The sequence below is a fragment of the Streptomyces sp. RP5T genome (assembly GCF_003933965.1).
Lineage (GTDB): Bacteria > Actinomycetota > Actinomycetes > Streptomycetales > Streptomycetaceae > Streptomyces.
In genome coordinates this window covers 1-986 of record NZ_RSAJ01001165.1, presented here as the reverse complement: position 1 = coordinate 986, position 986 = coordinate 1, and the positions used below count along the sequence as shown (strand labels likewise).

Below are 986 nucleotides of genomic sequence, written 5' to 3'. Positions count from 1 at the left end.
GAGGCGGAGAGCGCGGGCGGGGCGTCGTACTGGTGGGCCCACAGCAGGGCCATGTCGTCGTCACGACGGAAGGGCGGGTGCCCCGTGAGCGTCTCGAAGACCACGCAGGCGAACCCGTAGACGTCGCAGCGGCCGTCCACCGGGCGGCCGGAGATCTGCTCGGGGGCCACGTAGTCGAGGGTGCCGACGAACTGGCCGACCGTCGTGAACCCGGTCAGCGACAGGGACTTCTTGGTGAGGCCGAAGTCGGTGAGGTAGACGTGCTCGGGGTGGTCGCGGTCGGTGCCCCGGGAGACCAGGATGTTGCCGGGTTTCACGTCCCGGTGGACCAGCCCGTGCTCGTGGGCCGCGTCGAGCGCGGAGGCCACCTGGGCGGCGATCCGCAGCGCGGTCGGGAGCGGCAGCGGGCCCTGGCGGTCCAGGAGATGACGCAGATCGCTGCCGTCGACGTACCGCATGGCGATGTACAGCACGCCGTCCGTCTCGCCCGCCTCGAAGACCGGCACGATGTGCGGGTGGTCGATCGCGGCGGCCACCCGGGACTCGTGGCTGAAACGCTTGCGGAAGGTGTCGTTGCGGGCAAGTTCGGGCGCCAGCAGCTTCAGCGCCACCGTGCGGTCCAGGCGCAGGTCCCGGGCCCGGTAGACGACGGCCATGCCGCCGCGCCCGATCTCCTGCTCGATGCGGTAGCTCGCGACCTGCCGGCCGATCAGCTCGGAAGGGCTGCCGGAGAACGGGCCGGCCTCACGGGCCATCGGGAGTCACCACCTGGGTGGGGGCGTGCCCGGGGCTGTCGGCCCTCGCGCGAGGTTCTTCGTCGGTGGCGTAGGTGCTGACCCGGGTCCCGTCCGCGTAGACCCAGCGCCCGTGCCGGGCGTCGTACAGCCACATGTGCTCCCCGTCGACGACCACCCCGATCCGCAGTCCCCGGGTGCAGCCCTGGAAGGCCTCCCCGTCGAGGCCGCCGCGGGCCAGCTCCTCGACGG

At 72.4% G+C, this 986-nt stretch carries 1 protein-coding gene and 1 pseudogene; both read right to left on the bottom strand.

All coding sequences use genetic code 11. From position 1 onward, the window contains the following. A partial coding sequence (locus tag EHS43_RS45160) for a serine/threonine-protein kinase (protein WP_148104369.1) occupies positions 1-755 on the bottom strand: 755 nt, incomplete at its 3' end. Continuing rightward, positions 745-986: pseudogene (locus EHS43_RS45155) on the bottom strand (hypothetical protein); the annotation flags it as partial. The gene EHS43_RS45160 and the pseudogene EHS43_RS45155, both read right to left, overlap by 11 nt.